Genomic DNA, 23,073 nt, shown 5'->3' on the forward strand with positions numbered 1-23,073 from the left:
TCCTAGCTAGTCGCCGTCCGCCTCGCGGGGGGCGGGAAGCGGCAGCGAAGCCCAGATGACCTTGCCGCCGCTGCCCGTCCGCTCCACGTCGCACGAACCGCCCGAAGCCAGGCTGATGCTCTTCACCAGCATCAGCCCGCGCCCGCCGGTCTGCTCCTCGTCACTCTGCACCGCCTTGGGCCGGTGCGGGTGGCCGTCCTCCACCGCCACCCGCACCTGGCCGCCCCCGATCGCCAGCTCGCAGACCACCTCCGGGGTGAGCAGCGCGGCATGGGCGACCACGTTGGTCACCAGCTCGGAGACGATCAGCAGCACTCCGTCGGTGACGTCCGCGTACCGCTCCCCGACCAGCCCGCGGGCCCGCAGCAGGTCCCGCACCGCATGCCTGATCCGGGGCACCGCCGACTCGTGAGCCGCGGCCGCCAGCCGCCACACGCCGTCGGGCTCGCCGGCGCCGACCCGACCGACCCGTTCGCCGTCCCACTGCTCGACCTCGGTGAGGCTGATCGCCGTCACGCTGGTCCGCTCCACGCCTGCCACCCTTCTGAGGAACTCGGGTCGCCAGGGAACGGGGCGTTCCGTTCAAGGCTCCCCTTTCGCCCCCCGAGGCTAGGAGAGCCGCCCTGCGGACCGAGCAAGGTCGAGCAACTTGCCCCCGCCAGACCGCTTCCGCCCGACTGCGCCCCCTTCCGATCACCCCGTGTCCACTTGGGCCCCCATCCCGCCCGCAGAACCGTTCAAGCCCTGAGCGCCCCCGCCACCCCATGGACCACCCCCACGGACCACCCCACCCGGGAACCCGCAGGTGAGACCCACTCCAAAAGCCTGCTAATGTTCTCTCTGTCGCCACGGGGACCACGCAAAACCCCCAAGGCACACACCCAGTCCGGGTGGCGGAATGGCAGACGCGCTAGCTTGAGGTGCTAGTGCCCTTTATCGGGCGTGGGGGTTCAAGTCCCCCCTCGGACACTTCGTTGCGTACATGAAATTGGCGGGTCGCGACTCAACGGTCACGATCCGCTTTTTCATGTCATAGACCAGGTTGAGACCGAAGCCCTCGTAGATCGGTGCCTTGCGTTCGGGCTCGGCCCGGAGGAGCCGGTCGGTGAGGTCACCCAGCTCGGCGATCAGCTGTTCGATCTGCTGGCGGGTCAGGGTGAGTGGGGCTGCGGAGGTGAGCTGGTTGAGCCGGGTCTGGGCGGCGGCCTGCTGGAGTCGGACTTCGTTGATCCACTGGGAGACGGTGGCCGGGTCGCCTCCGGCGTCGAGGGTGGCGCGGTAGCGGGCGAGTCTGGCGGTCGCGGCTTCGATGTCGCGTTGAGCTGATTCGGCGGCGGCTCGGTCGGGGCTGCTGGTAGCCTGGGCACCGTGGTTCCGCAGGCGCGCGGGCTGCGGCAGGTGGTACGCCGATGAGACGGCGGGGAGCTCGTGATGTGCCCTCATGCCACATCCCGCTGCACCACGAACTCGCCCCAGCTCGACAGCGACTCGGACACCCGGACTGAGAGCAGCCGGCCGGGCACCGCCGGCTCCACGTTCGCGATGAACCACTCGGCCAGGTGGTTGGCCAGCAGCTCGCTGGTCGGCTCGAAGTCGAAGACCTCGTTGAGGTCGCGGTGGTCCATCCGGTGCCGCACGTAGGCACCGAACGGAGCCAGGTCCCCGAAGTCGGTCACGAAGCCGGGGACGGTCAACTCGTCAGAGGCCAACGTGACGGTCACCTGGTAGTTGTGGCCGTGGACGCTCGCACACTTGTGGCCGTCCGGCAGGCCGTTGAGGTGGTGCGCGGCCGCGAACGGCCCGAAGCTCTTCCTGATTTGCTTCTCCTTCTCGGTACTTGTGTGGCACCCGAACACGCGGAGGGCGCCAGGGTCAGGCCAGGACGGGGAGCAACGGCAGCCGGATGACGATGGACTTGCCGCCGATTTCCGGTCGGGCAGAGGCAGTCGGTTACTCAGGTCTCAGTTCTTCGATCGTCAGGACGGACGTGGAGCCCCCGATGAGGGCGGCGCTCTGCACCCACGCGAAGGTCTGCCGTAGGCCCTCCGCCAGCGAGACGCGCGGCTCCCAGTCCAGCTCGGTCCGCGCCACGGAGATATCCGGGCAGCGACGTTTCGGGTCGTCGGTCGGCAGGGTAACGAACGTGATCGGTGACGATGAGGCCGTCATGACGCGGATTTCCTCGGCCAGTCGCAGCACACTGATCTCGCTCGGGCTACCGATGTTGACCGGCGCCGGGCATCCACATGCCGCAGCCGCGAGCAGGCCTTCCACGGTGTCATCCACGTAGCACAGCGATCGGGTTTGGCTGCCGTCGCCTGCGACCGTGATCGGCTCGCCGGAGCGGGCCTGTTGAAGGAAGGCGGGAACCACTCGGCCGTCGTCACAACGCATCCGCGGGCCGTACGTGTCGAAGATCCTCACGATCACGGTGTCCACGCGCCCCGCCGTCCGGTAGCAGGTGGTCAGCGCTTCCGCATAGCGCTTGGCCTCGTCGTAGACGCTGCGCGGCCCAACGGGATTGACGTTGCCCCAGTACCACTCGGGCTGTGGATGGACCTGCGGGTCGCCGTAGACCGCGGAGGTCGAGGCCAGCAGCAGCCGGGCCTGCTTCGCCTGGGCAAGGTCCAGCATGTTCAGCGTGCCCTGGGCGCCGGCCTTGATCGCGCCCAGAGGCAGGCACGCGCAGTCCAGCGGGGACGCTGGCGACGCGAGATGGAACACGTAGTCGAGCGGGCCGGCGATCTCGAACGGCGTGCTGATGTCGTGCGATTCAAAGGAGAACCGGCTGTTGGGCAGTGCAGTGAAGAGGTTCCCGATCCGCCCTGTGGTCAGGTTGTCGACTCCAATGACCTCCGCGCCGAGGGCAAGGAGGAGCTCGCACAAGTGCGAGCCGATGAAGCCTGCGGCCCCAGCAACCAGGACCCTGCGGTGCTCGAAGGCCACCGCAAGCGCAGAGGAGCGGGCAGGGGGTAACACAGCAGGCGACGTCATAGCCGTCTCCGTTCTTGGACAGGTCCGGCCCAGGGGCTGGCCTTCACAACCTGGTTGAGCCCGTTGGCTTCAGTTGGCCTCGGGACGCGGACGGGGCAGGATGCAGCTGATCTGCTTGCCGATGGGGCTCGGCTCAACGCTCCACCCCGGCGCGATGGCGTCGAGGATCCACAGTCCACGCCCGGTCTCGGCCGTCACGTTGTCCGGCAGCTGCCGGCTTCGACGGGGAACCACGCTGGGCTCAGGATCATGGACCTGGACCTTGACCTCCTCGGCATCGTTCACGACCCGCACGACGACCGGGGCCCACGGACCGCACAACCGCACGGCGTTGCCCACGAGTTCGCTGGCAACCAGCCGCGCGCTGTCTGCGGTGTCCTCATCGACGCCAGCGCCCGTAACCGCTTTGAAGACGTGGCTCCGCATCGCCTGAACGTGCTCGCGACTGGCGCTCATGTGGAGGACGAAGCCGTCCGGTTGGGGCTGAAGGTAGAACCCGAGCGTGGCGAGGTCCAGCTCCGGCGTCGCCGACCGGGATTCGTTCTGCTCTTCGATCATGACGTGCTCCCCACTCGAAAGAGCCTGCGAACAGCGGAGATTCAGGCGCGTGGCTCTCGCGGCGGATCAGAAGGCGTTGCGGCCAAGGGATGTCGTTCAAGTCCTGCGGGTCAGCGCAGGGCACAGCGGATGACACGAAGCGAGATCACTCCATCACGCTTCGCTATCGATAGACAGGATGCCCTCCGAGAGGGAAATGGACAACATGTCCCGCCTAGATTCCTCAGTTCGGTTGTACTCGACCCCTGGGGGAGGACAGACTGTGCCCATGGCGCCCAAGCGAAGCCCCGCACTCAAGTCCGTGTATCGCCGTCAACTTGCGTCGAAGCTGAAAGAGTTGCGCGAGCGAGCGGACTTGACGATGGCTGAGGTGGCAGCGGCGATCGAGGTCAACCAGGGTTCACTCAGCCGCATCGAGAGCGGTGACCGCGGCACCACCCCGGTCCTCGTCAAAGCCATGCTCGACTGCTACGGCGTCACCGACCCGGTCGTCCGGGACGACGTCCTGGACCTGGTCCGAGCAGACGCCGCGCAGCGCCAGCAGTGGTGGCGCAAGTACTCCGCCGTCATCAACACTACCCGCTACGGCGGTTACCTCGCGTTGGAGTCCAGCGCGATCTCGCTGCACAACTACGAGCCCACCTTGATGCCCGGCCTGCTCCAGACCGAGGAGTACGCGCGCCAGGTCATCACCGCTATGCGCGTGGACCTCACGCCCGAGCAGGTCGAGGACCTCGTGAAGGTCCGCATGGCGCGCAAGAAGCTTCTCGACGGCGCCGATCCGTGCAAGTTGTGGGCGGTCATCGACGAAGCGGCGATCCGCCGCATCGAGGACTCACCGGCGGTCCTCAAGGGGCAGCTGGAGCATCTCATCGTGATGGGTGACCGGATGAACGTCACCATCCAGCTGATGCCGTTCAGCGCTGGATTCCACCCTGGCCTGGACGGTTCCTTCGTGCTCATGGGCTTCGCACCACCGAACCCGGATGTCGTGTGGGTGGAGAATGGCCCCAACTCGGTGTACTTCGAGGGGTCAGCCGACGTGGAGCGGTACACCGGGGTCTTCGACCACCTGCGGGCCCGTGCCCTCGGTCCACCCGAGACCCGCAGCAGGATCTACCGCATGATCGAGGAGTTGTAAGTGAGCACCACCAAGCCCAACCCGGCCGAGCTGGACTTCTCCGGCGTCACCTGGGAGAAGAGCCCATTCAGTGGGGGCAGCGACAACTGTGTGGAGTTCGGCGTCGTCGGCACGCTCATCGCTGTTCGGGACTCCAAGCGCCCTGAGCAGACGCCGCTGGTGTACACCCGCGACGAAATCAAGGCCATGATCCTCGGCGCGAAGGCCGGCGCCTTCGATCACCTCGTCTGACGGCAGCGCGCCGTCGCCCGGACGATCAGCGCGAGAGAGCCGTGGCCGGTCCCAGTCTCGGTGGGGCCGGCCACGGCCATCCTTCCAGAGAAGGCCGCTTCAGTCCGGGGCCCGGTGAAAACCACGCCGCCCCGGCCTCGCCAAGCTGATCATTCGGCGAGACTCAACTTCGTCCGGACGCTGATGCACGAGCGCGGTCAAGAACCGAGAATCGGCCGAACTCGCTCCACATCCGAGTCATTCGGCCCATACAGGCGCACGCAATCGGCCAGGTTCTGGCTCAGCATCAGCCGCGCCTCGTCAATCTGACCTGCAGCCGCGAGGCGCTCGGCGAGCAGGACGCGGGCCTTTACGGCAAGGGGGTGGTCCACTCCCAGAAGCCTCTCGCGGCCCTCGACGGCCTCCCGCATGGTCTGGACCGCCTCCTCGTGGTTGCCGCAGAGCATCAACGCCCAGCTGAGTACCAGCTTCGCCGAGTACACCAGCGGGTGCTCCGGCCCCAAAACGCGGATGCGCCCTTCGAGCGCATGCTCGGCCGCCGCCCGTGCGTCTTGAGGGGTCCCGGCGTGCAGCAGCCCGAACGCGTAGTTGCTGTAGGCGATCACGGTGACCGGGTGCTCCGGGCCCAGGAAACGCTCGCAGTCGGCCACCGTCGTCTGGCCGGCGCGTGTGAACTCCTCCAACTCCCCGGCCTGGGCCAGGAACTCCAGGATCAGGGCGCGGCTGCGGAGAGTCTCCGGGGCTCCCTCCCCGAGAGAACGCTGCTGGCCTGCGATCGCGCGTCGCAGGAGGGTCAGGCTTTCCGCGTACCGGCTGAGCAGGAACAGCACCATGGCCAGTGCGACGCTCGTCAGCAGGGTGTCCGGGTGGTCGGGCCCGAGGACTCGCTCGCGGTCGGTGAGAACCGTCCGAAGGAGGTCCTCGGCCTGCTGGAGCCGGCCAAGGCGTTGCAGTGATTCACCAGCTTGGTGACGGGCTGCCAGTGTGTCGGGGTGGTCGGGCCCTTCCAGGCGCTGCGATGTGTCGGCTGCCGCGTTGGCCAGGGCCAGGGCCGCCTCATAATCGCCGGCGTCGTGGACTTGAGCGGCTACGCGTACTGCCAGGCGGGCTGCCCCAGAAGCGGTCTCGGAGGTCGTGCGACGCAGTAGTGCTGCGACGTGCGGCACCAGCAGGCGCAGACGCTCCCTGCCGCCACCGGGCGAGGCCCCATCCGGCAAGGCGGAGTTGAGCAGCTGGAGCGCCGCCTTGATCAGAATCTGGTGCTGCTGGGCGGGAGTTGCCGAAGCCACGCTGTCGAGCAGGACACCGTGGGACTGAATGCAACGCGTGGGCGGCACGTTGTCGCCCAGCGGGATCTCGACGAGGCTCGACAGGGAATGGTCGAGGAGGGCGCGTAGGCTTGCTTCGAGCTGGGTGCTGTCCAGCGCGGGGTCTGCGCGGTCAAGGCCGGCGGCGTTGACGGCGGTGCGGGCCAGGACGGCGAGGGGCAGTGGCTCCGGCCCCCAGCAGGCGAGCAGCCTCAACAGCGTGGTGGCCTGTGGAAGTCCGCGGTCGGCGAGCGTGTCCAGCGTGATCTGCCAGGTGCGGCTGACCAGTTGGCTGTGCCCTCGCGAGGTGCTGCCGGGTGGGGCGCCCTCGTCGACGAGGCTGGTTGTTTCCTCACGAAGCCGCTCGTCGTACTCGCTCATCGTCCATGACTCCAGGAGTTGGTGGGCCAGATAGGAGCCGGCCAGGGTCAGGGCCAGCGGCAGGCAACCGAGGGTGCGCGCAACCTGCTCCGCCTCATCGCGGTTGCCCGCCTCCGGTGCGAGGTCCCGCAGCACCTCGGCGGCGGCTTCGAGCGGCAGGACGTCGATCTTGTGCCGCACGGTCGTGTGCCACAGCGGCGATGTGGCGTGTCGCGACGTCACGACGACCGTGCCCATCGGGCTCGTCCTCAGCCATCCACCCTCGTCCAGAACCGACGGGTCGTCAGCGTTGTCGATCACCAGCAGCCACGGCTGCGGCGAGTGGTCCAAGTAGTGCCAGACCAGGTCGGCGGCGGCGCGCTGTCCACTGTGTGCGGCGACAAGTTCACCCGAATCAGCGCCGCGGTCCGCCGCCACGGCGAGCATCCCCGCGCGCAAGGTCATCCGGTCGGACGCGTTGACCCACAGACCGATCCGGCCGTTGCCGACCGACTCTTGGAAGAGCGTGTAGGCCACCGCCGTTTTGCCGCTGCCGCCCATGCCGTGGAGCAGGTGGATGAGTCCGTCGCCTCCGGATCGCGGCACGCGCAGCTCACGCATCAGCTCACGCCGGTCACGGAGGATGCGAGGCGGGCGTTCGACCAGCGGCATGCGCACCGTGTCGGGCCCCGGCCATCGCGGCGTCGTACCGGCACTGGTAGGGCCCACCTGTACCCAGGGCAGCAACTCTTGGGATCCGTAGTGGTGGTGATGTTCGGTGATCAGCTGATCCCTGGCCGCCTGGTACACCCGTCCCTGTCCGGACGCTTCACCCTCGAAGTGCGGACCGACCGCACCGCGCCAGTTCTCAATGTCGCGGCTCATCCCTCGGTGATGTGCTGGTCGCGGCCGGCTTGGTACACGCGACCGTGCCCGGACGCCGTTGCGTGCATGCTGATTCCATCTGCTGCAGGCTGCCCGGCATCGGCGGGGGCGAGTTCCTCCAAGAAGCGGCGCAACTCCTCCGCCAGCGCGGGTTCGGCTACGAGTAGCCGCCGCAGCCGACTCTGCCACTCCGCAGTGAGCTCGCTCTCGCTGAGCTCGTCTCCGGCATGGCGGGCGGCAACCAGCTCCTCCCGTGTGGCATCGAGCTGGTCCGCGAGTTGGTCCGCCCGTTCCGGGTGGACGCGACGCCACAGCGCCACCAGTCCATCCCGAGCCCTGTTCCAGGTGTCCGTGGCCATCAACGTGACCACCGTGGTGCCCGCGGTCCTGGCGAGGTCGACCACCTGCGGATCCATCTATCCCCCACATCTGCTCACGGCATGTGGCAAGGCCGCGACCCGGTGCTACCGATCTACCTTAGGGCTTTGCCTACCCCATCCACGGGAGGCCGAACGACTCTGGCCGAATCTGGCGGGTCCTCATGCCCTACCTCTATAAGGGTTGCGACGCCGCGCGGTGAAGGGTTGGGTGTCACTCGCTGCTCTCGATGAGAAGCGATCTGCGATGCAACCGATTCAGGAGGCACGTATGAGGAACCCGGACTTCAGCGCCGGACGCTGGCGCAAGGCAAGCGGAAGTGGCGAGACCGGCTGTGTCGAAGTGACGTACCAGGACGGCTGGATCGGCGTCCGCGACACCAAGAGCAACGGCAACGGCCCCGTGCTCGCGTTCACCGAACACGAGTGGCAGACCTTCCTCGACGGCGCACACAACGGCGAGTTCGCGCTGGACCAACTCGCCGACTGACAACAGATCCAGGAGGCCTGGCCATGACGCGAGTAGAGGACGCGCGCCCCACACGCACGACCGGCGGGGTGGCGCCGCTGCTCGCGTCGACCGGGATCTCCGTCACCGGAGACGGAGCCTTCCTGGCCGCAGCCCCACTGCTGGCCGCCTCGCTGACCCGCAACCCGCTCGAAGTCTCCAGCGTCACGGCAGCCTTCTACGCACCCTGGCTCGTGGCAGGCCTGCCCGCCGGCGCCTTGGCAGACCGCTGGCCACGGCGGGCCGTCATGATCAGTGCCGACCTCACCCGGGCGGCGGTGCTGTCCGCTCTCGCTCTCGTGATCGCTACCGGCCACGCGAGCCTGCCCCTGTTGATCACCGCGATCCTGCTCGTGGGTGTCGCGCAGTGCTTCTTCGACTCGGCGTCACAGGCCGTCATCCCCACGCTGATCGAACGCAACAAGGAGGCGCTCGCCCGGACCAACGGCCGCTACTGGGCAATCGACACGGTCGGCCGGTCACTGGCCGGCCCACCGCTCGGAACTGCAACGTTCGCGGTGAACAGGCTGCTGCCGTTCGCGGCAGACGCGTTCTCGTTCGTCGCCTCCGCGTTGTGCATCAGCCGACTCCCTCGACTGCCCGCTGCGAGCAAGCAACCGGAACCACTGACCGCCGCGATCCGTACCGGCCTCCAGCACCTCCGCTCCACGCCGGAGCTACGAGTCCTTTCCGCCACCCTGGCGACCTACAACTACGCCTACAACATCGCCTTCGCCACGTTCGTGCTCTACGCGACGCGCACCCTGCACGTGGCAGACGCCGGGTACGGTCTCCTGCTCGCCACGGCCGCAGTCGGCGGCATCCTGGCTGGCTGGCGCGCCGCCCCCCTCACCCGCCGCCTCTCCTACCGGCAGGTCGTGGCCATCGCCTGCCTCGCCCAGGGCGTCGTATGGTTCGGCATCGCCCTACTGCCGAACATCTTCGCCGCAGGGGTTTTCCTGATGCTCCTGGGAGCCGCTTCCTCTCTCATCAGCGTCGCCGCCAGCTCGGGCCGGCAAGCGATGACACCAGACCACCTACTGGGCCGCGTCGTCTCGGTGTTCCGCTTCTTCGGCGTCGGAGCAGCCGCCCTCGGCGCCCTCACCGGCGGCGCCATCGCCAGTGCAGCAGGACTCCGTGCTCCGCTGTGGATAGCCGCGATCATTCTGGGCATTGCTGCATCGGTCACCTGGCCATGGCGTAGGCAGCGATGAGCTTCATCGCCCAGCCGCACTGGGCGCCGGATCAACCGACAGCACAATCAACGCGGGTTGGGCCACCTCCTGTCGCGCAGTGTCAGCCGACAGACCCCATGACCAGTTGACGCACCGCGCCGATGTGCTCAGTTTGCTCATACACCCAAGACAGTCATTTCACACCAGCGCACACGATTTGCTGACCGTCACCCGCAACACCGGTCGCCACATCGATCAGCCGGAACCCGCCGACCTTGACTATGGCGAGATGCTGAGTGGCATGACGGCTCGTGCTGCGAACGCCAGCTTCACCACTCCCCTTATGATCTGCAAATGGCGAAGCCGACGTACCATCAGGGCATACCCCCTACATAGGCACTGATCTGTGTCCCGCAAATCACCAAGGCTTTGCAAAGCCGCTCCAACACCGCAGGCCAGGAAGTGTCCTCCCCGCGCGAGCGGGGGTCAGCCGCTGATGGGCGCCCAGTCGTTCGCCCTTGCCGCGTCCGCCCCGCGCGAGCGGGGGGCAGCCGGAGATGACCCGTGTCGGCGGCGGCTGAAGCGTGACCCACTTTGGTCGGTTGAGTTCTGACCCTTTTGCGCCCTTTTGCGTCGTCGGTGGTTGTGTTCAGTCGTTGTCGGTGGTGGGGACGCGGCCGAGTTCGCGGCCGCGCATGCGGTAGGACTCGCCTTTGAGGGAGTGGACCTCGGCGTGATGGACGAGGCGGTCGATCATGGCGGCGGCGACGGTCTCGTCGCCGAAGACCTCTCCCCAGCGCCCGAACGGCTTGTTCGAGGTGACGATCACGCTGGCCCTCTCGTATCTGTTCGAGATCAGCTGGAAGAACAGGTTCGCGGCCTCGGCCTCGAACGGGATGTAGCCGACCTCGTCGATCACGATCAGCGGGTAGCGGCCGAGTTTGACCAGTTCGTCCTGGAGCCGTCCGGCTTGGTGGGCGGCGGCCAGGCGGTCGACCCACTGGGCGGCGGTGGCGAACGCGACCCGGTGGCCGGCCTGGCAGGCCCGGATGGCGAGCCCGGTGGCCAGGTGGGTCTTGCCGGTGCCCGGAGGGCCCAGGAAGATGGCGTTCTCCTTGGCTGCTATGAAGTCCAATGTTGCCAGGTGGGCGAGTTGTTGGCGCGTCAGGCCGCGCAGATGGGTGCGGTCGAGTTCCTCGATGGTCTTGATCGCGGGGAAGCGGGCGGCGCGGATGCGTCCTTCGCCGCCGTGGGAGTCGCGGGCGGAGACCTCGCGCTGCAGGCAGGCGACCAGGTATTCCAGGTGGGTCCAGGACTCGGCCTGGGCGCGTTCGGCGAGGCGTTCGGCGGCCTCCAGCAGTGTGGGTGCCTTCATCGCGCGGGCGTAGAAGGCCAGGTCGGCGGCGGTCTGGCGGCCGGTGCGGGCCGCTTGGTCGTCGGGCTCGGCCGGGCCGGTCGTGGTGGCGGCAGTGGTGGTGGTGCGGGGCATCAGCTGTCCTCTTTCCCGGCGCCGCCCTCGATGAGGGTGAACATGCGGTCGTAGGTGGCGAGTTCGCGTTGCTCGACGTCGATGCCGAGGCTGTCGGGGGCCAGCGTCTGGGCGCGTGCGGCGGCTGCTCGGGCTGTCTGCTGGTGGATGACCTCGCCGCGCAGGACCCGGGCCGCGGCGGCGTGCTCGGGGTCGGTCAGGCTCTGATGTCTGGCCCAGCAGCGGGTGTGGCGGGCCACGGTGTCGTTGCCGGCGATGACGGTGACCTCCTCGTTGTCGGCGCGGACCATCACGGTCTTGCCGATGGCGCGGGGGTGGACGGAGTAGTCGTTGGTGTCGACGCGGATGTAGTGGTCGCGGCCGATGCGGGTGTGGAAGCGCCACCAATGCGGCGGGGAGACGGGCGGGATGGTCAGCATCGCGGCCCGGTCGGCCTCCCAGCGGTCCACCGGCCGGGCGTCGATCGAGCGGTGCTGGCGCCGGTTGGCGATCTGCAGCCACGCGGTCAGCTGGGTGTTGAAGTCGGTGGGGCCGGTGAACGTGCGTCCGGGAAGGAAGCTGGTCTCCAGGTAGCCGTTCGCGCGCTCGACCAGGCCCTTCGCCTCCGGATCGCGGGGCCGGCACAGATGGATCCTGACCGCGAGCAGGCCGGCGAACGCGGCGAACTCGCTGGTCAGTTTGCCTTTGCCGACGCCCGGCTCGTTGTCCCAGACCAGCATTTTGGGGACGGCGCCCCAGCCGCCGGCCAGCAGGCGCCAGTGGCCGTCGATCAGGTCGCCGGTCTGTCTGGAGGGCAGCATCCGTGCGGTGATCATCCGCGAATACCCGGCCACGATGACCAGGACCGGGGGCCGGCCGCACTGGCCGTAGCCGAGCGGGATGTCCACCGGCGGGAACCACAGGTCGCACTGGGCGAGTTCGCCGGGCTGGTAGACCGTGCGGGAGACCGGATCGACGGGCAGGTAGGCCGGTCGCAGCTCGCGCACGCGTTCCTTGAGGATCGTCAGCCCGCGCGTCCAGCCGATCCGCTCGGCGATGACCGTGGCGGGCATCGTCGGGGTCTGCTTGAGCAGCTCGCGGATGGCCGGCTCGACCGCGTCCACGGCCGAGCCTTTCAGCGGGCGCTGGTAGACCGGCGGCCGGTCGGTGGCCAGGGCCCGTTTCACCGTGTTCTTCGAGATCCCCAGGTGCCGGGCGATCGCCCGGATCGGCATCTCCTCGGCCCGGTGCAGTCGACGGATCTCAGCCCAGTCCTCCACGGGAATCACCCTCTCCTCCTGACCCTCGATAGGGATCAGGATGATCAGACGATCGCAAGAAGGGTCGGATTTACCCCGGTGGGTCCCGTTTCATCCGCCGTTCAGCGGTCAGAATTCGCCCGTCGCCGAGAACCCGACAGAACGTCACCAAGAGGTGGTCCTCCCCGCGCGAGCGGGGGTCAGCCGCGCCCGCTCTCACGGTAGCGGCGGATCGTGGACTCCTCCCCGCGCGAGCGGGGGTCAACCGTCCTGCTGGTGCGGGCCGGTCAGCTCGAGTGCGTCCTCCCCGTGCGAGCGGGGGACCAGCCGGGGCCTTTGTGGATGATGTGGGTCTCCTGCCCGCCCCCGCGCGCGGAGGGCAACCGATGCCTCGGCCTTGCCGGATCGGGGAGCGACAGTTCTCCCTGCGCGAGCGGGGGTCAGCTATGCTCCCCGCAGTCTTGCACTGTCACATCGTCCAACCGTAGGACGCCGGACGCCCACTCCCCGTTGGCCAGTGGTGCAAGTCCCCCCTCGGACACCTACCGTAAGCCCACGGCTTGCGGAAAAGTGCTGGTTGAGATCCATCTCGACCAGCACTTTTTGCTTTCCGGAGGCGAGCGTCAGAATCAGTCCCAGTCGGCGATAGAACTCCGCCCGTTCGGCGGGCTCGACGACGTGCAGGATGCCGACCAGGCCGCAGTGGCGGCGGGTCAGGGCCGCGATGTCGTCGCCGGTGAGCCCGGCTGATGCGCCATTCCGAGCCGTACGCAGTTCGGCTTCTGCTCGGGCACGGGCGGCCCGGGTCTCGGCGATCCACTGGGCGGTGAGTTGGGCGGTGCCTGCTCCCAGAGCGGCGATGTGGATCGGGCGTTCTCGACGCGCAGGGCGGTACCGTGCCGGGGGTGGAGGTTCCGGGCGTTCGGATACAAGGCGGTCGACCCCGCCGAGACGATCGAGGCCCACCGGGCGTACATCGCCCATCGACGGGCGATCAACGCCCAGCGGGGAAGGTGGGCGGCCGCATGGCCCTCAATCAAGATCGAGAACGGGCTCAAAGAAAGCGTGCGTCAAACGCCCTCCAGAACACGATCAAGTGCCGCCCGGCCTATAGGCCCCCAGTTCGGCTTGCCACCGGGAAGACCCCGATCTCCGTTTTGCCCCATGAGCATCAGGAAGAGGCTCTTCATCGCGGCCAGCCCGCGGGCGCGCCGGATCGCCGCCTCGTCTGCATGCGCGTACATGTCGAAGAACCGTGAGGCCGTGCCTGCGGGCAGCAGCACCCATGCGGCGGCGAGGTCCCATGCCGGATCGCCGGCGAACATGTCGCCGAAGTCGACGATGCCCGAGAGCGTTCCGTCCGAGACAACGACGTTCGCGGGATGGAGGTCGCCGTGCACCCACACCTTCGGGCCCTCCCAGGCGTGGGCCGCAACGGCGTCTTCCCAAACGGCCCGGACGTCGGCAGCGATGTCGTCGGGGGCAACGGCCCGGAAGAAGTACTCGAAGCCCTCCGTGCAGTTCCTGGGATGACCACCGCGGTCCGTAGCGATCGGCGCCTCGGCGGGCGCCTCCACATGGAGCGCCCGGAGGAAGCCCGCCAACGCGCCGGCCGCGTGGTCGCCGCGACTGATCGAGCCGTGGTCCAGCGGCTCGCCGGGAACCCACGTCATCACGGTCCAGTGCTTGGGGAAGCGCTCGGACGGTTCGCCGAACCGCACCGGGGTCGGCACTGGGAGCGGCAGGCGCGGGGCCAGCACGGGGAGCCACCGCCGTTCCTTGAGCTGGAGCTCCCCGGTGGGGTCCATGCGCTGCATGCGCACTGCCAACTCGTCTCCGAGGCGCCACATTTGATTGCCCCAGCCGCCCGCCACCTCGCGGATGGCCAGCCCCGCAAGGTCTGGATGTTGCTCCTGCAGCAGTTCGCGGACCAGGCCCGCGGTGATCTCGATCTCGATGTCGGTCATGCGAAGTCACAGTACTGAGGCGACAGTCGGAGCGGGCTCTCGTTCTTCGGAACATCTCACTGTGATCCCTCGGGCCTCACCGACTCGGTTTCAGAGAGCTACGGATCAGAGGCTCGGGACAGGCCGGGCCCCAGGGGGCGTTTCAAAGACCCGGTGATCACGTGAGCCTGGAGGTCGCGGCGTTCCAAGGAGCGCCGGCTGGGCCGTCACGAACGCAACGAAGCTCCGGTTGAACCGGGTGACCTTCCCAAGTCGGCTCGTACCACCGGAGCTTCGATGTGTCGTCAGTCTGCCACTGTCTGCCTGACCACGTCGCCTGTTCTCGAGAGCATCGCGGGGTTGTCGCTGGTGGAGCGGTTGCAGCTGTTGCCGGGCTGCTGTGCTCAGGGATGGTCGAACCAGGCGGAGGAGGCGATCCGCCAGCCGTCCGGGGTGCGGACGAACTGGAAGGTCTGGGTGCCCGTGCCCTCGTACGGTTCGCCGTTGAACAGGCCGGACTTCTGGTACTCGCTGGTCCGGGTGGCGAGGTCGCCCACGATGTCGGTGCGCTCGGAGGTCTCCCACTCGGAGAACTCGACCAGGCGCCCGTCGGACAGCAGGAGTTCGCGCGGTGCGATGAACTCCTCAACCGTGTATACGGTGTAGCTGGGGCGGGTCACCACGATCACGCCACCCGGGAGCATCAGGCGGCGGATCCGGTCGACGTCAGCGGACCTGCCGCCGCGGTTGTCGAAGGCGCCAAAGAACTCGGCGGTAATCGCGTCAATCTCGATCTTGGACATTGCGCGACAGTAACACCGTTGGCGGGCAATAGACATGGCGTCGAGGCGGATTCGATCCAGTCACACCCGCGAGATCAGGCGACTTCGCAACAGCACTTTATTGACGCCGCCGCCTGAGAATTCCGCACAATTCGTTCCGACTTGGCCGTCCTCGGCCGAATGGAACGGGCCGGCCCGGTGAGCCGGCTGCTCACCCGGACATGGTGGCGCTCGGCCACCGGGACCGGCGGGGGAACGCGCGAACGCACGTAGCGGGAGCCGTTCATGGCTTCCTTCGCGGGATGCGATCGCGGCGCGGGGCGGGCGCGCCGGGGCCACGGGTGCGCTGCTGTCGCGGATGTCCCGAACGCGACGCCCGGACCCGGTTGGGCCGAGCCATCGACCGGCGGCATGGAAGCTGACAGCAAGTCACTTCCTGGCGGATGAGTGGAGCGTCCGGTCAGGGAAGGGACCAGAGCACGGTCGTCACCAGGTAGAAGACGGCGACCCAGAACGCGGTCACCGCGGCGACGATGCCGAGGCCGACCAGGTTGGTCCTCGCCGCCGCGGCCCCGGGGGACGGCCGCAGCCACCGCTTGAGCAGGGGGTTCACGTAGTAGGGCATCGTCAGGAAGCTCATGATGAAGCTGGACAGCAGGTTCCCCAGCAGCAGCCCGTTCCACAGCGGGAGCCTCAGCGGCGACAGCGCGAGGGTCAACAGCACCACGGTCGGGTACAGGCCGACCCAGACCGCGATGGCGGTCTTGGCAACCGACGGCGGCGGCGCTTCCTCGCCGTGGTCCTCGAAGGCGAACCAGCTGCCGAACGAGTTTTCGATCGTGCGCATTTTGAAGGAGTTGAACTTCTCGCCCTCGGCGAGGAGTTCCCGCCGCTCGGCCGACAACAGCCAGGCATCGAGGTGCTCCGCGGTGTCGAACCGGTACAGCGTGGTCCACTCGTCCTGGAGGCCGTCGATCGGGCGGAAGAGCTCGGTGCCCCGGAAGCCCTCGAACTTGCTCTCCTGCCGGCTCATGTGGCGCTGCCAGGCGAGGAAGTCGTCGACGTGGTGCGGCTGGACGCGATGCGTGACCACGACGGTCACCAGCGCGTCCACTGGTCGCGCGCCACCCGTGACGACCTGCTGGGTCGCCGGGCCGTCGCAGTACTTCCTGCCGGCGTCGAGGAAACGCTGCCGGGTCGCGCTGTTGATCCACTCCTGCATGGGCGATCGAGTCGAATCTGTAGACGACGACCCAGTCGGGTTGCCGGGACGTCGGCGGGGAGACCTCGGCGCTGACGAACCCGGGGTAGTGGGCGGCGGCGGCGTTGACGTCCCCCTGCCACACCTCGTACTCACGTTCGTGTTCGGGCAGGACCTTCTGCCCGATGATCGCGGTCGCCGTGGTGTCCCGCTGCCGGTCGGTGTTCGGGCGTTCGTCGGCGTTCATGGGCTCAGACCGCCGACACCGACTGACTCTCGCCCAGCCGGTCGTAGATCCGTTCCGGAGTCAGGGGCAGTGCGCGGCAGCGGACACCCGTGGCGTCGTGCAGCGCGTTCGCCAGTGCGGCGGCCACCGGATTGATGCAGCACTCCGCGATCCCCTTCGACCGCAGGGGCCCGTAGGAGTCCGACGACGCCACCAGGAGCACGTCGGTGCGCGGGACGTCGGCATAGGCGGGGATCCGGTAGTTGCGGAAGTTCGGGTTGAGCACCGCCCCGTCGGCACCAACCTGGTGGTGCTCGGTCAGGATGAAGCCGAGTCCCTGGGCGACGCCGCCCTCCACCTGTCCCCGGACCTGGGCGGGGTTGATGACGGTGGCGGCGTCGGTCGCCTGAACGCTGTAGAGGACACGGATCTCGCCCGTCACCCGGTGGACGGCGATCCGGAAGCCCTGCGTGTTGAAGACGACGCTGCGGGGGGAGCCGTAGGCCTTGCGGGCGGCGGTGAACCGGATCCCGCGCGCCCGGGCCAGCGCGACGAGCTCGGCCAGCGAGATCCTCCGGTCGCCGCACCTGACACCGTCGTCGTCCATCGAGCACATCACGAGATGGACGCCCGTGTGGGCGGCGGCGAACTCCAGGATCCGGTCGCGCACGGCGCCGGCCGCCCGGAGAACCGCGTTGCCCGCCACGAACAGGCCCGCACTGGCGAAGGCGCCGGTGTCGAACCCGTTGCGGTCGGTGTCGGACTGCACCAGGCGGATCCGCGACGGCGTCGTGCCCAGCTGCTGGGCCGCGATCTGGACATGGGCGGTGGAGGTCCCCTCGCCGAACTCGACCGTGCCCACGGCCAGTTCGTACCTGAGGTCGTCGCCGAGGGTGACCCAGGCCTCGGAGATGTGCTCGGTCGGGGGCGCGGTCTCGTGCAGCGAGCTCGCCACGCCGACCCCGACGAGCCACCCTGGGCCGGCCGGGACCGGTTGCCCGGCCGTGCGGGCCAGGGCGTCGTCCACGAGGTCGATGCACTTCGCTAGCCCGTCCTCGGTGAACTGCACGTCGTCGGGCCCCTCGTGCAGGGCGACGAGCGGTTCACCCGGCCGCACGATGTTGCGTCGTCGCAGTTCGAGCGGATCGAGGTGCAGGGCGCGGGCCAGTTCGTCCATCGCCGATTCCACGGCGAACGCCGGCTGCGTCAGCCCGTACCCGCGCAGCGCCCCGCTCGGCACGGTGTTGGTGTAGACGGAATACGCGTCGTACTTCTTGTTGGGGCAGCGGTAGACCATGATGGCGGCGCCGCCCGCGAACAGCGTCTCGCCGCCGTGATTGCCGTAGGCGCCCGTGTTCGACACGTTGCGGACCTGGACCGCCGTCAGTGTCCCGTCCGCGGTCGCACCGAGCCTGACGGTCAACGTCATCGGATGCCGCGGCGAGGCCGTGGTGAACTCCTCCTCGCGGGTGTACTCCAGGCAGACGGGCCGCCCGGTGTCCAGGGTGGCGAGGGCGACCAGGTCCTCCGAGATCACCTCCTGCTTGCCGCCGAAACCGCCGCCCACGCGTTTGCAGAACACCCGGAGCTGGTCGGGGCGCAGCGCGAACAGGTAGGCGAGTTTGCTCTTGGCGATCGACGGCGACTGCGAACTGGTCCGGACGTTCAGCCGGCCGTCCTCCATCCACGCGATCGAGCCGTGGGTTTCGAGGTGCGCGTGCTGCACGCGGGGCGAGGAGTAGGTGCCCTCGTGGATCACGTCGGCCTCGGCGAACCCCGCGTCGACGTCGCCGAAGTGCGCGTGCAGCTCCAGCAGGATGTTGCGCAGGGGGTCACGGACGAACGGGTCGTGCCTGCCGTGCAGCTGCGGCGCCCCCTCGGCCATCGCCTCCTCGGGGTCGAACACCGCCGGCAACACCTCGTACTCGACGGCGACTTGCCGGCAGCCCTCCTCCGCCGCCCCGGGCGTGTCGGCCAGGACCGCGACGACCCGCTGGCCGACGAAGCGGACCGTGTCGTCGAGGATGAGGGTGTCGTCCGGATCGACCAGATGGTCGGTGTGGATCGCCGTGGTGAAACGTCGGCGCGGCACGTCCTCCCAGCTGTAGACCCGGTGCACGCCGGGGACCGCGAGTGCGGCGCTCTTGTCGATCGAGACGATCCGGGCGTGGGCGTGCGGCGAGTGCAGCACCTTGAGGTGCAGCATGCCGTCGACGCGGGTGTCCATCGTGAACTCGGCGCGACCGGTGACCACGTCCTCGGCCGCCGGGGCTGCGACGCTCGTCCCCACGGCCTTGCCCGGTGCGGCCGTCTCGACGCCGACGACCCCCCGCACGGCGTCCTCGATCGCCCGGTAGCCGGTGCAGCGGCAGAGGTTGCCCTTCAACGACCGTGGCAGGTCCTCCTTCTGGGCCTCGGTGAACGCCGCCGATGTCATGATCATCCCCGCGGTGCAGAAGCCGCACTGGAACCCCGGGGCGTCGCGGAACTGCCGCTGCACGGGATGCAGGTGCCCGGGCGATCCCAGGCCCTCGATCGTCGTCACCGCACGGCCCTCCGCCCGGAAGGCGGGCGTGATGCAGCTGTGGACCGGAGAACCGTCCAGCCACACCGTGCACGCCCCGCAATCCCCCGTGTCGCAGCCCTTCTTGACGCCGTGGTGGCCGAGCGAGCGGAGGAAGGTCCGCAGGCACTGGCCGGGGGCCGGCTCTTCGTCGAACCGGCTGCCGTTCACGAGGTAGGTCATGTCGGGCTCCCCGCCATGAGTTCGCGACGAATCTCTTCGGCGAAGTGGTGTGTCAGGTGCCGACGGTGGTCGGGCGTCCCATTGGGATCCGCGAACCAGACGTCGGCGGGGACGACGTCGATGCTCTGCGCCAGGGTGCGGGCGTCGGGCATGGTGTCGAAGGCAAGGCGCACCGGCCGCGTGGTGCCGGCCGTGACGGTGAGCAGCAGGTCGTTCGTGCCGGGCGTCCGCGTACCGATGAGGAAGACCGTCGAACGGCCGTGCCGGGTGAGCGCGAAGCGGCGGTGCGCCGTGCGCTTGCGCAGCGCACTCACCGGAACGCTGATGCGCCGCAGGGCTTCGCCGGGTGCCAGCACGTTCTGGTTGTCGCCGGTCACGAAGTCGAGCGCCTCGACCACGCGGACGGACCCGTCCGGGGCCCACAGTTCGTACGTCGCCTCCAGGGCGACCGTCAGTGTGATCATCGGGCCGGCCGGCAGGGACATGCAGATGTTGCCGCCGACGGTCGCCGCGGTCCACACCTTGAACGACGACAGGAACGCGTCACAGCACGTGGCGAAAAGGGCGCCCGCACCCCAGTCGTCCGGCGGCACGAAGGCGTTCAGGTCACGGATGGTGCACGTGGCGCCGATCTCGAGGCCCGTGTCGCTGGGCACGAGCGCGTCCCACCTCAACGCCGTCAGATCGATCAGGCGGCGCAGCCCCGGCTGCTCCGCGGAGAACAGCCACGTTCCCCCGGCGAGCCAGGCGTCGCCCTCGCGCCAGTCCGCGCCCGGCCGGTCGGGCGGGTGCCGGACGACCTCGGTGATGGTGTTGAGATCCACGAGAACCGGTCTCCCTCACGACGACCACCGCGCGAACGGGCCGCCCGTGCCGTCGGTCGCGTCCGTGGCCGCACCGGGGTCGGCGCGACCTCGCGCTGCGGAGTCGAAGCCGGGCGCCGCTGCCGAACTGCCACCGCGGTAACGGGCGGGCAGCAGCTTCCGTCCTCACCAGCCTAGGCAGAACGGTCCGGCACCGGCATCTCGGGCCGTCTGCCGCCGCGCCCCTTGCCGCGGCCTACCGGCGCAGCCCCTCCGACGGGTCGTCGACCACCCGATCAGGAACTCCTCCTCGGTCGCGTGGGTTCCGGACGGGACGGGATCGTGCGAGGCGGGGTGGCCGGGACGCGCCGGCCCTTCGAGCGGTTGACGCCCGGTCAGGCGGCCGTCACCAGGTTTTGCGGCCGGACGGCCTCGGCTGGGAGGCGGCGTTCCAGGCGGAGCAGCATTCCCGCGCCGAGCACGGTGCCCGCGGCCAGTAGCAGCCAGGGCAGTCGGGTGTTGACGGTGAGTAGACCGGTGAACAGTGACGGTGCGAGCGCCTTGGACAGGGACCAGGAGAGCTGGTAGGTCGCCATGTAGCGGCCGCGCAGGGCGGCCGGTGCGACGGTTGCCACCAGCGCCGAGGCCGCCGGATTGTGCAGGACCTCGCCGACCGTGGTGACGGCCACGGCCGCCAGCAGACCCGCGGCGATCCAGCGTCCGGCTGCCGGCACCAGCAGCGCCTGGCCGAGGAAGCCGGCGGCGAAGAGTGCCGCTCCTGCGGCGGCGGCTCGGTTGCGGGTGGCGAAGCGGCGGACCAGCCGTCCGGCCGGGACGCCAAGGGCCGCGCACAGCACGGTGTTGACCGCGAAGGCGAGCCCGGTGACCGAGCCCGGGGTGTGCAGGGTGCCGGTGGCGTACACGGGCAGCAGCACCGACAGGGCGGCGTAGCCCAGGGCGATCAGCAGGTTGGCGGTGGTGAGGCTGAGGAACGGGCGGTCCCGGAGCACCTCCCGGTAGCTGGTGGGTTCGGCTGATCGGCCACCGGGAGCGGCCGGGCCGGCCGGCACCCGGCGGACCAGGACCGCGGCGATCAGGAAGCTCGCGCCGTTGAGCCAGGCGGCGACGGTGTAGCCGCCGTTGCCCGCACGGCTGACCAGCAGGGCGGCGAGCAGGCTGCCGGCGCCGAGCCCGGCGTTGGCGAGGCTGCGGGCGAGTGCGTTGATGCGTTCCAGGTCGGTGCCACGGGCCAGTTCGCCGATGCGGGCCTGCTGGACGGCGGGGAAGCCCTGGGTGGCGATCGTGGTCACCAGGGCGACGGCGCCGAACACGGGCAGCGCGTGGGCAAAGGGGTAGGCGGCGAAGCCGAGCGCCCGGACCAGGTAGAGGGCGAGTTGCATCCGCCGTGCGCCGAACCGGTCGGTGAGCGTGCCGATGGAGGGGAGCAGAGCCATCGAAACCAGGCCGGTGGCGGTGAGGACCAGGCCGATCACCGCGAGGGGCAGTCCGGTGACGTGACGGAAGAAGATCAGGCTGAACGGGATGTACATCCCGTTGCCGAGCGCGTCGATGGCCAGTCCGGCCAGCAGGCTGCGCTCGCCGTCGAAGCGACGCGGTGACTTAGGAAGCATGTGATTAACTTAGCACCAAGCTACTTTCCGTCAAGATACTTTTCGTCGAGCAAGCTGTGCCAGACTTCCTCCATGGACCACGACACCGTCGCCGTTCCGCCGGACGCCGTTGACACGATCACCGAGCAGTGGAGCCGGATACGGCCCGACCTGCGAACCGACGCCATGGCGGCGTTCGGCCGGATCTACCGGCTCTCCCGGGCGATGGGCGACCGGGTGGAGAAGTGCTACGCCTCCTTCGGCATCGGGCGCGGCGAGTTCGACGTCCTGGCGACGCTGCGGCGCGCCGGCGAGCCTTACACGCTGTCGCCGCGCGAGCTCACCAGGACGCTGATGCTCACCACGGGCGGCATGACGGGCCGCCTGGACAAACTCGAACGAGCGGGCCTGGTCACCCGCTCCCCCGACCCGCACGATCGGCGGGGCCTGCGCGTCACCCTGACCCCGACGGGACTGGACATCGCCGACCGCGCGGCCGGCGCCGGCCTCGCCGTCCAACAGCAGGCGCTGGCAGGGTTCTCCGACGAGGAGGTCGCCACCCTCAACGCTCTGCTGCGCCGCCTGCTGGCGGCCACCACCGACTGACAGTGCCGCCGCAGCCCCGGTGCCGGGCGGGGTCCGCCTGGCACCGGGGCAGTTCTCAAGGCCCGCCGCCCTCGACGCGGCACCCCGGTACGCCCGAAGATGATGGACGGGGATCGTCCCCGCTTCCGCGCGCTTCCTGAGGGGTCGTCATGTCCGACAGGTTCGACCGTCTCGGTTCTGCTGATCCCATGTGGGCGGAGAGCCTGCGGAAGTTCGGCCGACCGGCGGCTGTCCTCGCCCGACCCCGGCCGCAGTGGCGGCGTCTGTCAAGCTGGTTGGCGGCCGACGACGTGCTCCACCAGCTGGCTGCCGGGTACTACGACGCGGACCGCGACAACGTGGTGCAGGTCATCACCCACCGGGTCCCGCCTGTTCGCGTGTTCTCGGCCCCGGATCCCGAGTCGTTCCTGCGCAACTTCCTCGTCAACGCCTCGCCGCACGGCCTGATCCCCCTGCCCGGCGGACAGGTCCTGTCCGAAGGAGCGCTCCTCCTGCCCGAGGGGAAACGCCTGGGGCCCGGCGAATGGCTGCGACTGCCGGGCGAGTTGAGCACGGGAACAGGTCAACTCGTGGTGGACGGCACGGCGGTTGACGCGAGCCGGTTCTCGTACGGCGACTACTTGCTCACCACCGCCGAGATCGGTGAGACGACGGTCGCGGTCGTCAGCGCCGCCGCCCTTCACGACGAAGCCGTCCGACTGACCCTCGAACGCCCCACCGCCGCAAGCCTTTCCGCTTGAGCGGAGCGCCGGTGTCCCGGCGTCCGACGAGACCGGGCCACCCACCGCGGCAGCTGCGCCGTCACGTCGCTGTCCTTGACAGTGCGGCGCCGGGTGGAGGGATGCGGGACATCTGCCTTCCCGGGTGCGGCGGCAGGGCATCGCCCCGCT

General features: G+C 69.0%; 22 protein-coding genes and 1 tRNA gene. 8 read left to right on the forward strand and 15 right to left on the reverse strand.

The window, feature by feature from the left end:
- Positions 1 to 6: 6 nt before the first annotated feature.
- Positions 7 to 435 carry an ATP-binding protein gene (locus LN042_RS09515; RefSeq protein WP_230050778.1) on the reverse strand — a complete coding sequence of 143 codons (429 nt, stop codon included), beginning with the start codon at positions 433 to 435 and terminating at the stop codon, positions 7 to 9.
- Between the two features lie 449 nt (positions 436 to 884).
- Between LN042_RS09515 and LN042_RS09520 the strand changes: the two genes are divergently transcribed.
- A tRNA-Leu gene (locus LN042_RS09520) sits at positions 885 to 969 on the forward strand.
- Here the strand turns inward: LN042_RS09520 and LN042_RS09525 are convergent.
- From LN042_RS09525 to LN042_RS09540, 4 genes are all read right to left on the reverse strand, one after another.
- Positions 934 to 1,443, reverse strand: coding sequence for a hypothetical protein (locus tag LN042_RS09525; protein WP_230050417.1), 510 nt, complete (start codon positions 1,441 to 1,443; stop codon positions 934 to 936). The genes LN042_RS09520 and LN042_RS09525 overlap by 36 nt on opposite strands.
- On the reverse strand, positions 1,440 to 1,856 hold the full coding sequence (locus LN042_RS09530) for a 6-carboxytetrahydropterin synthase (RefSeq protein ID WP_230050419.1): 417 nt from the start codon (positions 1,854 to 1,856) through the stop codon (positions 1,440 to 1,442). Before LN042_RS09530 ends, LN042_RS09525 begins: the two co-directional genes overlap by 4 nt.
- A gap of 94 nt (positions 1,857 to 1,950) precedes the next feature.
- Positions 1,951 to 2,946 (reverse strand): NAD-dependent epimerase/dehydratase family protein, encoded by a 996-nt coding sequence (locus tag LN042_RS09535; RefSeq protein WP_230050421.1) that lies wholly within the window; start codon positions 2,944 to 2,946, stop codon positions 1,951 to 1,953.
- 117 nt (positions 2,947 to 3,063) lie between these two features.
- Positions 3,064 to 3,552, reverse strand: a complete 489-nt coding sequence (locus tag LN042_RS09540) for an ATP-binding protein (protein ID WP_230050423.1) — start codon at positions 3,550 to 3,552, stop codon at positions 3,064 to 3,066.
- A 268-nt stretch (positions 3,553 to 3,820) separates the two neighbouring features.
- Here LN042_RS09540 and LN042_RS09545 point away from each other — a divergent pair, with 268 nt between their 5' ends.
- Both LN042_RS09545 and LN042_RS09550 read left to right on the forward strand, forming a co-directional pair.
- On the forward strand, positions 3,821 to 4,693 hold the full coding sequence (locus tag LN042_RS09545) for a helix-turn-helix domain-containing protein (protein ID WP_283843655.1): 873 nt from the start codon (positions 3,821 to 3,823) through the stop codon (positions 4,691 to 4,693).
- Complete coding sequence (locus LN042_RS09550) at positions 4,694 to 4,924, forward strand: DUF397 domain-containing protein (RefSeq protein WP_230050427.1); 231 nt, start codon at positions 4,694 to 4,696, stop codon at positions 4,922 to 4,924. It abuts the gene before it with no gap.
- A 197-nt stretch (positions 4,925 to 5,121) separates the two neighbouring features.
- Here LN042_RS09550 and LN042_RS09555 read toward each other — a convergent pair whose 3' ends face one another.
- On the reverse strand, positions 5,122 to 7,476 hold the full coding sequence (locus LN042_RS09555) for a tetratricopeptide repeat protein (protein ID WP_230050430.1): 2,355 nt from the start codon (positions 7,474 to 7,476) through the stop codon (positions 5,122 to 5,124).
- On the reverse strand, positions 7,473 to 7,892 hold the full coding sequence (locus tag LN042_RS09560) for a hypothetical protein (RefSeq protein ID WP_230050431.1): 420 nt from the start codon (positions 7,890 to 7,892) through the stop codon (positions 7,473 to 7,475). Before LN042_RS09560 ends, LN042_RS09555 begins: the two co-directional genes overlap by 4 nt.
- Before the next feature lie 232 nt (positions 7,893 to 8,124).
- Here LN042_RS09560 and LN042_RS09565 point away from each other — a divergent pair, with 232 nt between their 5' ends.
- Both LN042_RS09565 and LN042_RS09570 read left to right on the forward strand, forming a co-directional pair.
- Positions 8,125 to 8,343, forward strand: a complete 219-nt coding sequence (locus LN042_RS09565) for a DUF397 domain-containing protein (protein WP_230050432.1) — start codon at positions 8,125 to 8,127, stop codon at positions 8,341 to 8,343.
- A gap of 23 nt (positions 8,344 to 8,366) precedes the next feature.
- A complete protein-coding gene (locus tag LN042_RS09570) occupies positions 8,367 to 9,575 on the forward strand; it encodes an MFS transporter (protein ID WP_230050434.1) in 1,209 nt (402 codons plus the stop codon).
- Positions 9,576 to 10,185: 610 nt separating this feature from the next.
- Here LN042_RS09570 and istB read toward each other — a convergent pair.
- Positions 10,186 to 11,025, reverse strand: coding sequence for an IS21-like element helper ATPase IstB (gene istB, locus LN042_RS09575; protein ID WP_230050436.1), 840 nt, complete (start codon positions 11,023 to 11,025; stop codon positions 10,186 to 10,188).
- The gene (istA, locus tag LN042_RS09580; protein WP_230050437.1) at positions 11,025 to 12,293 is read right to left on the reverse strand and encodes an IS21 family transposase; all 1,269 of its coding nucleotides are present in this window, start codon (positions 12,291 to 12,293) and stop codon (positions 11,025 to 11,027) included. Before istA ends, istB begins: the two co-directional genes overlap by 1 nt.
- 540 nt (positions 12,294 to 12,833) lie before the next feature.
- Here istA and LN042_RS09585 point away from each other — a divergent pair.
- The gene (locus LN042_RS09585) at positions 12,834 to 13,013 is read left to right on the forward strand and encodes a hypothetical protein (protein WP_230050439.1); all 180 of its coding nucleotides are present in this window, start codon (positions 12,834 to 12,836) and stop codon (positions 13,011 to 13,013) included.
- Between the two features lie 320 nt (positions 13,014 to 13,333).
- Here the strand turns inward: LN042_RS09585 and LN042_RS09590 are convergent, their stop codons facing one another.
- From LN042_RS09590 to LN042_RS09615, 6 genes are all read right to left on the reverse strand, one after another.
- Complete coding sequence (locus LN042_RS09590) at positions 13,334 to 14,230, reverse strand: aminoglycoside phosphotransferase family protein (protein WP_230050441.1); 897 nt, start codon at positions 14,228 to 14,230, stop codon at positions 13,334 to 13,336.
- Positions 14,231 to 14,613: 383 nt separating this feature from the next.
- Positions 14,614 to 15,012, reverse strand: a complete 399-nt coding sequence (locus tag LN042_RS09595; RefSeq protein ID WP_230050443.1) for a nuclear transport factor 2 family protein — start codon at positions 15,010 to 15,012, stop codon at positions 14,614 to 14,616.
- Positions 15,013 to 15,451: 439 nt separating this feature from the next.
- A complete protein-coding gene (locus tag LN042_RS09600; RefSeq protein ID WP_230050445.1) occupies positions 15,452 to 16,213 on the reverse strand; it encodes an antibiotic biosynthesis monooxygenase in 762 nt (253 codons plus the stop codon).
- Positions 16,214 to 16,443: 230 nt separating this feature from the next.
- Positions 16,444 to 19,164, reverse strand: a complete 2,721-nt coding sequence (locus LN042_RS09605) for a molybdopterin-dependent oxidoreductase (RefSeq protein WP_230050447.1) — start codon at positions 19,162 to 19,164, stop codon at positions 16,444 to 16,446.
- Positions 19,161 to 19,988 (reverse strand): FAD binding domain-containing protein, encoded by an 828-nt coding sequence (locus LN042_RS09610; protein ID WP_230050449.1) that lies wholly within the window; start codon positions 19,986 to 19,988, stop codon positions 19,161 to 19,163. Before LN042_RS09610 ends, LN042_RS09605 begins: the two co-directional genes overlap by 4 nt.
- Positions 19,989 to 20,362: 374 nt before the next feature.
- On the reverse strand, positions 20,363 to 21,598 hold the full coding sequence (locus LN042_RS09615; protein ID WP_230050451.1) for an MFS transporter: 1,236 nt from the start codon (positions 21,596 to 21,598) through the stop codon (positions 20,363 to 20,365).
- 72 nt (positions 21,599 to 21,670) lie between these two features.
- Here LN042_RS09615 and LN042_RS09620 point away from each other — a divergent pair, with 72 nt between their 5' ends.
- Together LN042_RS09620 and LN042_RS09625 are read left to right on the forward strand one after the other, a co-directional pair.
- A complete protein-coding gene (locus tag LN042_RS09620; protein WP_230050453.1) occupies positions 21,671 to 22,183 on the forward strand; it encodes a MarR family winged helix-turn-helix transcriptional regulator in 513 nt (170 codons plus the stop codon).
- 188 nt (positions 22,184 to 22,371) lie between these two features.
- Positions 22,372 to 22,923, forward strand: coding sequence for a hypothetical protein (locus LN042_RS09625; RefSeq protein WP_230050455.1), 552 nt, complete (start codon positions 22,372 to 22,374; stop codon positions 22,921 to 22,923).
- Positions 22,924 to 23,073 lie beyond the last annotated feature (150 nt).

Origin of the sequence: Kitasatospora humi, from assembly GCF_020907985.1 — a bacterium.
Taxonomy (GTDB): Bacteria; Actinomycetota; Actinomycetes; order Streptomycetales; family Streptomycetaceae; genus Kitasatospora; species Kitasatospora humi.

What these genes read in the sequence shown, in the direction of transcription:
- LN042_RS09525 (WP_230050417.1), bottom strand. Translation starts at nt 1,443, where the DNA reads ATGAGGGCACATCACGAGCTCCCCGCCGTCTCATCGGCGTACCACCTG.
- LN042_RS09540 (WP_230050423.1), bottom strand. Translation starts at nt 3,552, where the DNA reads ATGATCGAAGAGCAGAACGAATCCCGGTCGGCGACGCCGGAGCTGGAC.
- LN042_RS09545 (WP_283843655.1), top strand. Translation starts at nt 3,821, where the DNA reads ATGGCGCCCAAGCGAAGCCCCGCACTCAAGTCCGTGTATCGCCGTCAA.
- LN042_RS09555 (WP_230050430.1), bottom strand. Translation starts at nt 7,476, where the DNA reads ATGAGCCGCGACATTGAGAACTGGCGCGGTGCGGTCGGTCCGCACTTC.
- LN042_RS09560 (WP_230050431.1), bottom strand. Translation starts at nt 7,892, where the DNA reads ATGGATCCGCAGGTGGTCGACCTCGCCAGGACCGCGGGCACCACGGTG.
- LN042_RS09565 (WP_230050432.1), top strand. Translation starts at nt 8,125, where the DNA reads ATGAGGAACCCGGACTTCAGCGCCGGACGCTGGCGCAAGGCAAGCGGA.
- LN042_RS09570 (WP_230050434.1), top strand. Translation starts at nt 8,367, where the DNA reads ATGACGCGAGTAGAGGACGCGCGCCCCACACGCACGACCGGCGGGGTG.
- istB (WP_230050436.1), bottom strand. Translation starts at nt 11,025, where the DNA reads ATGCCCCGCACCACCACCACTGCCGCCACCACGACCGGCCCGGCCGAG.
- LN042_RS09590 (WP_230050441.1), bottom strand. Translation starts at nt 14,230, where the DNA reads ATGACCGACATCGAGATCGAGATCACCGCGGGCCTGGTCCGCGAACTG.
- LN042_RS09595 (WP_230050443.1), bottom strand. Translation starts at nt 15,012, where the DNA reads ATGTCCAAGATCGAGATTGACGCGATTACCGCCGAGTTCTTTGGCGCC.
- LN042_RS09600 (WP_230050445.1), bottom strand. Translation starts at nt 16,213, where the DNA reads ATGCAGGAGTGGATCAACAGCGCGACCCGGCAGCGTTTCCTCGACGCC.
- LN042_RS09605 (WP_230050447.1), bottom strand. Translation starts at nt 19,164, where the DNA reads ATGACCTACCTCGTGAACGGCAGCCGGTTCGACGAAGAGCCGGCCCCC.
- LN042_RS09615 (WP_230050451.1), bottom strand. Translation starts at nt 21,598, where the DNA reads ATGCTTCCTAAGTCACCGCGTCGCTTCGACGGCGAGCGCAGCCTGCTG.
- LN042_RS09620 (WP_230050453.1), top strand. Translation starts at nt 21,671, where the DNA reads ATGGACCACGACACCGTCGCCGTTCCGCCGGACGCCGTTGACACGATC.
- LN042_RS09625 (WP_230050455.1), top strand. Translation starts at nt 22,372, where the DNA reads ATGTGGGCGGAGAGCCTGCGGAAGTTCGGCCGACCGGCGGCTGTCCTC.